General features: G+C 65.6%; 6 protein-coding genes and 3 pseudogenes. All 9 read right to left on the bottom strand.

Annotated features, from left to right (window positions below; genetic code table 11):
* On the bottom strand, nucleotides 1–357 hold a 357-nt coding region (locus B277_RS07370), incomplete at its 3' end, for a DUF305 domain-containing protein (protein ID WP_007926787.1).
* Between the two features lie 1,823 nt (nucleotides 358–2,180).
* Nucleotides 2,181–2,846: a cytochrome c biogenesis CcdA family protein gene (locus B277_RS07360; protein WP_007926785.1), complete on the bottom strand. Its 666-nt coding sequence runs from the start codon at nucleotides 2,844–2,846 to the stop codon at nucleotides 2,181–2,183.
* Nucleotides 2,843–3,298, bottom strand: a complete 456-nt coding sequence (locus B277_RS07355; protein WP_169330594.1) for a TlpA disulfide reductase family protein — start codon at nucleotides 3,296–3,298, stop codon at nucleotides 2,843–2,845. Before B277_RS07355 ends, B277_RS07360 begins: the two co-directional genes overlap by 4 nt.
* Nucleotides 3,299–3,580: 282 nt before the next feature.
* The gene (locus B277_RS07350; RefSeq protein ID WP_007926781.1) at nucleotides 3,581–4,213 is read right to left on the bottom strand and encodes a vitamin K epoxide reductase family protein; all 633 of its coding nucleotides are present in this window, start codon (nucleotides 4,211–4,213) and stop codon (nucleotides 3,581–3,583) included.
* Entirely contained in the window at nucleotides 4,194–4,838 is a 645-nt protein-coding gene (locus B277_RS07345) for a DsbA family protein (protein ID WP_007926780.1), read from the bottom strand. Before B277_RS07345 ends, B277_RS07350 begins: the two co-directional genes overlap by 20 nt.
* Nucleotides 4,835–6,801 (bottom strand): annotated as a pseudogene (locus tag B277_RS07340) (heavy metal translocating P-type ATPase). The gene B277_RS07345 and the pseudogene B277_RS07340 overlap by 4 nt, the downstream one beginning before the upstream one ends.
* A 2-nt stretch (nucleotides 6,802–6,803) precedes the next feature.
* Entirely contained in the window at nucleotides 6,804–7,184 is a 381-nt protein-coding gene (gene cmtR / locus B277_RS07335) for a Cd(II)/Pb(II)-sensing metalloregulatory transcriptional regulator CmtR (RefSeq protein ID WP_007926778.1), read from the bottom strand.
* A pseudogene (locus tag B277_RS16735) lies at nucleotides 7,138–7,548 on the bottom strand (integrase core domain-containing protein); the annotation flags it as partial. The gene cmtR and the pseudogene B277_RS16735, both read right to left, overlap by 47 nt.
* A pseudogene (locus tag B277_RS07330) lies at nucleotides 7,547–7,759 on the bottom strand (IS30 family transposase); the annotation flags it as partial. The pseudogenes B277_RS07330 and B277_RS16735, both read right to left, overlap by 2 nt.

Below are 7,759 nucleotides of genomic sequence, written 5' to 3'. Positions count from 1 at the left end.
CTGGCCTTCGTGGCCGGACGTCGTCCTGACCCACGTCCTTGCTAGCCAGGTCTGCTCGATCTCCTTGATCTCTGGCCCTTGGGCCTTCTTGATCTGCTTGGCCATCTCCACCACGTCGGGGTTGACCCCGGACTTGTCGAGGATGATGTCGGACATCTCCACGGCCTGCTGGTGATGCATGATCATGCCTTCGGCGTAGGTGACGTCGGCGTCGTTGAACTGTGCCGACGCCTGGCTACTGCCGCTCTCGCTGCCGCCGTGGGAGCCGTGGCTGCTACTGCCTTGGGAGCAGCCACTGACGATGAGGGTGGCTGCCGCGGCGGTCGCCAATGTCTTGGTGATGGTGTTCTTGCGCATGCGAAATCGCGGTTCCTTTGTCTGGTGTTGATCGGGCAGGACTGCGTCCGGCGACGCCGTGTGGCGTGGTCGGACGCGAGACGCATGCTCACGTTCGGCTGATGCACAGCCGAATCAACGAAACGCGTGACAGGTGCCCCGGTGGGGGTGGTGACTGGGCAGCGAGCCAGGTCACCCACGGGGGTTGCCATCGCCACGAGGAGCCACCGCGCCGTGGCACGAGGGTCACCAGCCACAGCAGCATGAACAAGCAGATCGCGGCCATTGAGCCTTGCTCGTCGCAGCCGGGGGACGGACATGAATGTGCGCCCGAGCTCGCTGGGTCTTGATGCGTGTGGTGGCTCGTGCTCGAGTCCACCTGCTGCGTGGAGACCTCGCCCGGCATGTGATGGCCGACGGAGAATCCGTGCATGGCAAGTATGCCTGCGACCACCGCGGTGGCCAGCCCCAGAACCAGCAGGCCCCATGGAGGCTGAAGCGTGCGACCAACCTGCGTGCGCGCGCTGTGGTCGGGGGCCATGGCCCACATTCTATGAGTCGCCTGTCGTGGGATGTCGGCGGCAGGACCCCTCGCCGCGCCGGCACGTGGTCGGCGCGGCGAGGAGGCTGCGGGCAAGCCAGATCAGATGTCACCTACGCGTGCAGCAGTCCCGGTGAGCACAAGATGTTTCAGTGAGCTTCGTCGCTCAATGTCGCAGGATTCGCTCGAATTGAACAGAAAGAATCGATAGACTAAATAGACTAGAGAATGCGACATATCCACCGAAAAGCCCTACATCGATCGTGCTTGGCAACACGCTCAACAGTTCACGCTTCGCGCCTCCGTGTCAGGAACCACGGGCCCGCCCCTTGGCACCTCTTGACAGCACAGCTCAGGAGCCCAGGTATTCCAGCCTCATTCGGGCGAGCTTGGAATCAACAGCCGATGCAGTCGACGGGCCCGTGACCAGCGCGCCCGAGATGGGAGTGGCAAGTGGGAAACCTAGGCGCGTACGAAGACATCGTGGTCCGCGCGAAGGAAGCGGGCGGCGTTGATATGCTCATCGAGAGCATCGAGAGGTCGGCAGCATTCAGGGCCATGCCGAAGGCTTTCGTGGCGGGGGCTGGAGTCGCGACGGTCTTGGCCGTGGGAGTCACAGCGGCTAGGTCGTAATTGCAGCGCGCTGCGGTCGACGAGGCTGAGGCGATCCGCCCGAAAGTCCAGTTGAACGCCATTGTCGATGAGGGTCGGCCGAGCGACGAATCTCAACCGTGAACGCGACAGACCGCCAAGTCGACGACGACCCAGCCTCACCCAGCGGTGACTAACAGCCGCCCATCTACGGCCAGCCAAGCGCTCCCCCCACTCGAGCTTCAGTACCGCAAGCAGACCGAGGGAGACGCGGTCGGCAGTAGCCCCTGCCCGCGCGGCGTCCGAGCACCAGAAGTCTGGCGTCCTAGTGCCGTCGGATCCTCGCATCTTAGATAGAAGTCGTCTTGCTCTGATTTAGGGCGCTTCTCGACACTAGTGTCGAGATGCAGCGCAGATTGCATACGACACGCGGCCTACTTTGCACGAACCTCGCCTTGGGGAGGGCGTCGCGCAAAGTAGCCGAGCCAGAACTTTCGGCCTCATTTTGAGCGCTGCCGACACTGGGCCGAGGCACTTGAGCCGCCTGCGCAGCCGACGGCCGTGAGCGCTCGGGACCCGACTCACGCCCTGACAGCAGTGAGCCATGCTCCTTCACATCAGAGGGGCACTTCCCAGTCGCTTATGAGTCTGGTTTGCAGCCGCTGGACGATCGCATCCCAGCCGCCGGTGAGCAGGAGTGTCCCGACGATGATCAGCAGGGTGGCGCCGACGACCTGGATCGCGCGCTGGTGTCGTTGCAGCCACGACGAGACCGGGGCCCAGCGCTCGTAGGCCGCGGCGATGAGGATGAAGGGCAGTCGTCCAGCCCGAGGCAGTAGGCCACGGCGAGAACGACAGCTCGGGTGATCGAGGCGTCGCCGGCGAGGTTGAGCGCGAGGACCGCGGCGATAGTCGGGCCCATGCAGGGCGCCCAGCCCAGGCCGAAGACGGCCCCGAGGACAGGGGCCCCGGCCAGGCCAGTGGCGGGCTTGATCGTCAGGCGGAAGGTCCGCTGCGAACCGGCGCCGAGGAAGACCAGGGCCATGAGGATCACCACTACGCCCCCGATGCGCATCAGTAGCTCTCGGTGCTCCACGAGCGCGCGGCCGGCGGTGGCCACGAACATCGAGGCAAGAACGAAAACGATGGTGAAGCCGAGGATAAACAGCAACGCACCCAAGACCATCCGGCCACGGCTGCGCCTCTCCAGTGCTACGTCGGACAGGCCAGTGACGTAGCCGAGATAGCCCGGTACGAGGGGCAGCACGCAGGGCGTGGCGAAGGAAACGAGCCCCGCGAGGGCCGCGACGAGCGCCGCGAGAGGCAGAGCCCCACTGGCGACCTGGTCACTGAGCCCGGTCGTGAAAGCGACGATCATCGGTCCTCCTCGGCGAGGGTGTCCTCGATCAGGCCTTGAAGGGTCGACTGCGTGGTCGCTCCGAGGACAACCGCAGCGATACGACCCTGGCGGTCGAGGACAGCGGTGGAGGGCTGGGTGGTCATTTTGCCTTGCATGGCGATCGAGGTGGTGCCGGACTTGTCGTAGATCGAGGGCCAGGTGAAGCCCCACGTCTTGGCTTGTGATCTGCCGGTCTCCACGGAGGACTCTCGGAAGTTGATCCCGACGAGCTGCACGTCATCGCCCTTGAGCTCTTTGTTGAGCGCGACGAGGTGTGGGGCCTCTTTGGCGCAGGGTCCGCACCAGCTGGCCCAGACGTTGACGACGACGACCTGGCCGCGGTGATCGGCGCTGTCCCACGTCTGGCCGTCAAGCGTTTCACCAGCGAGCTCGACGGGTTCGCCGCGCTGGGTCTCGTCGAAAGCGGTCACGCTGCCGTCCCCGGATCGATAGCCGAGGTCTTGCTCATCCTTGGCACCGGATGAGGAGCACGCGGCGAGACCACCGGTGGCAGCGACAGCACCGGCCGCGGCGAGGAGACTTCGGCGGGAGGGGCAGCGTGCGGTCATTCGGGTCTCATGCTCCTGAGGTCGTCGCCGCGCGTGCGTGGATGCGCGGCGAGGTATCGGGGTCGTCGTTCGTCAGCGCCGAGGCGGCTGGAGGATGCCGCTCGGCCTCTCGGCGTGATGGCGATTCGGTCCACGGGTCAGTGATCACAGGAGCGTGACCCAGTAGTCCCAGAACCTGATAGCGATGAGCACGACGATCACCAGGTACCAAGCGGTCAAGACCGCTGCGCGGTACTCGATGAGCATCGCCACACCGCGGCGCGTGGGCGAAGCGACGGTGCCCCGGTGACGCCGAAGGTTGTGAATGGTGGTGTGCCAGAAGACGGCGATGGTCACGACCCACACGACCATGCAATAGGGACACAGTGCGCCGATCACGTACAGACTCTGGAAGATCAGCCAGTGAATGAACACCACCGCGAGGGTCACCGCGGCCTGGGTCGCCACCCACAACCATGCACGAAGGCTTGTGGCACTGACCAGGACTGCTCCAAGCATGGCAAGGGCTGCGAACCCCGCGACTCCGATAAGCGGATTTGGGATACCGAAGGCGTCGGCTTGAGGGGTGACCATGACCGAGCCGCAGGACAGGATCGGGTTGATGCTGCACGAGGGGACGTAGTCCGGGTTCTTGAGCAGCTCGATCTTCTCCACGAGCAGCACGACGGCGCAGAGCAGCCCGACCAGGCCCCCGACGAGGTACAGCCAGCCCAGTCCGCGTGCGTTGAATGCAGCCGCCGGAGTGACGACGGTCGGCTCAGTCTTCGATTGCGGCATCAAGCTTGGTCTCGAAGTCGGCGATGGTGGTCGGCTCGATCTTTTCGCCGTCGAGGAAGAACGTGGGGGTGCCGGTGACGCCCAGTGTCTGGGCGTCCTTCTTGCTCTGCTCGATGCGCTGCGCGGCGGCGGGGTCCTTCAGGCTGGCGCGGTACTGCTTCATGTCCAGCCCCAGCTCCTGGGCATATCCCTCGAAGGTCTTCTCCTTGGACGATTCAGAGTGGCTCCACTCGGCCTGCGTCTCGAAGAGCTTGTCGTGCATTTCCTCGAACTTGTCCTGTTCACGGGCGGCCTCGGCAGCCAGTGCCGCGTTCATCGAGTTTCCGTGGAGGGGGAGGTAGCGCACCACGAAGGTCACGTCTTTGCCGTACTTCTCTCGCAGGTCTGTCATGACGGGGTGGGCTGCACCGCACGCTTCGCACTCGAAGTCGAGGTACTCCACGAACACTGCCTTCTTGCCGGAGGTCAGGCGGGGGCTGTCATCGCGCACCAAGGGCGCGGACGCCCCGCTTCCGGACCCCGTGGGTGCCGCTTCTTCGCCGGCCCGGCTGAACGTCACCGCAGCGACCAATGCCACCAGAACCGCCACGATCATGGCCATGGACAGTTTCAGGCTCTTGCTCATCGGGTTCCAATCATCGAAGGGCGCTGCTGGCGCGCAGAGTAGTCATCGATTCTGGCCTCAGGCTGGGAATGGCGCTGGGTGCGGATGGCTCGCAAACCGTTGGCGATGACGATGACCTCGGCGACCTCGTGGACCAGCACGACCGCGGCCAGACCCAGCACGCCGAACAGGGCGAGCGGGAAGAGGACCGCGATCAGGGCCACGGACAGGACGACGTTTTGGGTCATGATCGCTCGTCCGCGGCGGGCATGTGCGAGGGCTTGTGGCAGCAGCCGCAGGTCGTGGCCGGTGAAGGCAACGTCTGCGGACTCGACTGCGGCGGCGGAACCGCTGGCGCCCATCGCGATACCGACGGTGGCCGTGGCCAGCGCGGGCGCGTCGTTGATGCCGTCGCCGATCATCGCCGTCGGGGCCGTGGCCATCGAGGCGCGTATGTGGTCGGCCTTGTCCTGGGGCAGGGTCTCCGCGTGAACCTCTCGGATGCCGGCTTCACTGGCGATGGCCTGCGCGGTGCGTGCGTTGTCACCGGTGAGCATCACGGTGGACACCCCCTGCTGGTGCAGGGCGGAGATGGCCTGGGCTGCCTCTCAGGGCGCAGCTCGTCGCGGACGCCGATCACGCCGCACGCTTGATCGTTGACCTCGACCACAATGAGGCTCATGCCTTGACTGGCCATAGCGTCGGCCTGCCCGCTCAGGTCGGTCGGGGCGACCCAGCGGGGGCTGCCAACGCGTACCCGGAGTCCGTCCACCAACCCGGTGACACCGTGTCCGGCGTGCTCGTGGACGTCGCTCGCCGCAGGATGATCTGGTGAGGCAGCGACCACCGCCGCCGCCAGGGGGTGGGTGCTGGTGGCCTCCAGTGCCGCTGCCAAGGAGAGCACCTCCGCGTCGGTGTGACCGTTGGCCGCGTGAGTGGCCACCACCCGGGGCTCGTTGCGAGTCAGGGTGCCTGTTTTGTCGAAGGCGATCGTGCGGATCGTCCCGAGCTGCTCGAAGGCCGCTCCGGACTTGATGATCACCCCGAACTTGCTGGCCGAGCCGATCGCTGAGATCACCGTGACCGGGACCGCGATCGCCAAGGCGCAGGGTGAGGCCGCGACCAGCACCACCAGCGCACGCTCGATCCACGTCTGTGGGTCGTCCACGACGAAGCCGTACGCCGCGATCGCAGCAGCGGCCAGCAGCACCAATGGGACGAGTGGTTGGGCGATGCGGTCAGCCAGGCGCGCACGATCGCCCTTGTTCGCGTGAGCCTGCTCGACGAGCTCGACCATCTGGGTCAGGGAGTTGTCGCGCCCGTCGGCGACTGCTGTGATGCGCAACGTGCCCGAGGTGTTGACCGATCCGGCCGCGATCTCGTCGCCGGGCGCGACTTCGACGGGGATCGACTCTCCGGTGATTGCCGAGGTGTCCAGCCACGAGTGACCCGCCTCGACGACGCCGTCTGTGCTGACCCGGTCGCCAGCGCCGACGAGAAGAACATCGCCCCGCCGAACCTGCTCGGCGGGGATCCGCTCGTCCGTTCCCGCTCGTGAAACGACAGCGGTTTCCGGGATGAGGGACAACAACGCCCGCAGCCCGTGACGGGCCCGGTCCATGGCGCGGTCCTCAAGTGCCTCGGCGATCGAGAACAGAAAGGCCAACGCTGCTGCCTCGCCCACGTGCCCCAGCAGGATGGCGCCTGTACCGGCGATCGTCATCAGCAGGCCCACACCCAACCGGCCCTGCCCACGCCCCGTGATTAGGCGGCGGATCGCTGCCGGAGCAAACGTCCAGGCACCCGCAGCCAAGCCGATCGCGTAGGACAGCACGCTCAGGCCCTCGGCGCCGCCGAATTCCAGCAGCAGTCCGGTCAGCCACAGCACTCCAGCGGCGGCTGGCAGTGCCAAGCCCTGATCACGCCACCACGGCGCGAGATCCTCAGCGACGGGCCCGTCCGTTCCGCAGCACACATCACTCATCGTCAGACCCTCTGCTCATCGGCAACCAGCGCAGGTGTAGTCCCGCAGCACAACGGCACGTCACAGTTCGCGTCCATGCAGGGGACCCCGTCGTCGACCGCCAAGACCACGTCCATCAACGACTCCAACGCCCGAGTCAGATGCGCATCGGCGATCTCGTAGCGGGTCCGACGGCCTTCCGGCACGGTGATCACGATCCCGCAGCCACGCAGGCACGCGAGGTGATTGGAGACATTCGTGCGGCTCAGATCGAGATCACGAGCCAACTGGGCCGGATAGCTCGCCTCCTGCAACAACGACACCAAGATCCGCGCTCGAGTCGGATCCGCCATCGCCCTACCCAAGCGATTGAGCACGTCCAGGAGAGCAGCACTGTTCAGCATGCAGTGACCATACACTGGATCGCCCCGGGTTTAGTGGAGGGCTGGTTGTGCCGTCTCGGCGGTTGCCGGGCGGTTGGTCGGTCTCAGCGTAGTAGCGGTCCTCGAGCTCGGCGGGCGGGACGTCGCCGCAGTGGCCGTGAAGGCGTGATTTGTTGTACCAGTCGACCCATTCGAGGGTTGCGATCTCGACGTCGTCGAGGCCGCGCCACGGTCCTTGTCGCCAGATGAGTTCCTTTTTGTACAGCTTGTTCAGGGCCTCGGCGGCGGCGTTGTCGTAGGAGTCGCCTGTCGAGCCGACCGAGGCTTCGATCCCGGCCTCGGCGAGACGTTCGGTGTAGCGAATGGCGAGGTATTGACCAGATTCAATCGATCGTCGCACCACCGGCTGTTTGCATCGACTGTAGATGCTCCTCGAAGGCCTCGGCGGGAGTCTTCCAGCCAAGGCTCTTGCGGGGTCGTCCGTTGAGCGCCATGGCGACGGCCTGAATCTCGTCGTTGCTCCACCGCGACAGGTCGGTGCCCTTCGGGAAGTACTGGCGAAGGAGCCCGTTGGTGTTCTCGTTGGTTCCGCGCTG

It is taken from the genome of Janibacter hoylei PVAS-1 (genome assembly GCF_000297495.1).
GTDB classification, from domain to species: domain Bacteria; phylum Actinomycetota; class Actinomycetes; order Actinomycetales; family Dermatophilaceae; genus Janibacter; species Janibacter hoylei.
This window is presented reverse-complemented; position numbering and strand designations above follow the sequence as displayed.

Bases quoted from the DNA above. Each gene is read 5' to 3' on its own strand.
- cmtR (WP_007926778.1), bottom strand. From the start codon at position 7,184: ATGCTGAACAGTGCTGCTCTCCTGGACGTGCTCAATCGCTTGGGTAGG.
- B277_RS07360 (WP_007926785.1), bottom strand. From the start codon at position 2,846: ATGATCGTCGCTTTCACGACCGGGCTCAGTGACCAGGTCGCCAGTGGG.
- B277_RS07350 (WP_007926781.1), bottom strand. From the start codon at position 4,213: ATGCCGCAATCGAAGACTGAGCCGACCGTCGTCACTCCGGCGGCTGCA.
- B277_RS07345 (WP_007926780.1), bottom strand. From the start codon at position 4,838: ATGAGCAAGAGCCTGAAACTGTCCATGGCCATGATCGTGGCGGTTCTG.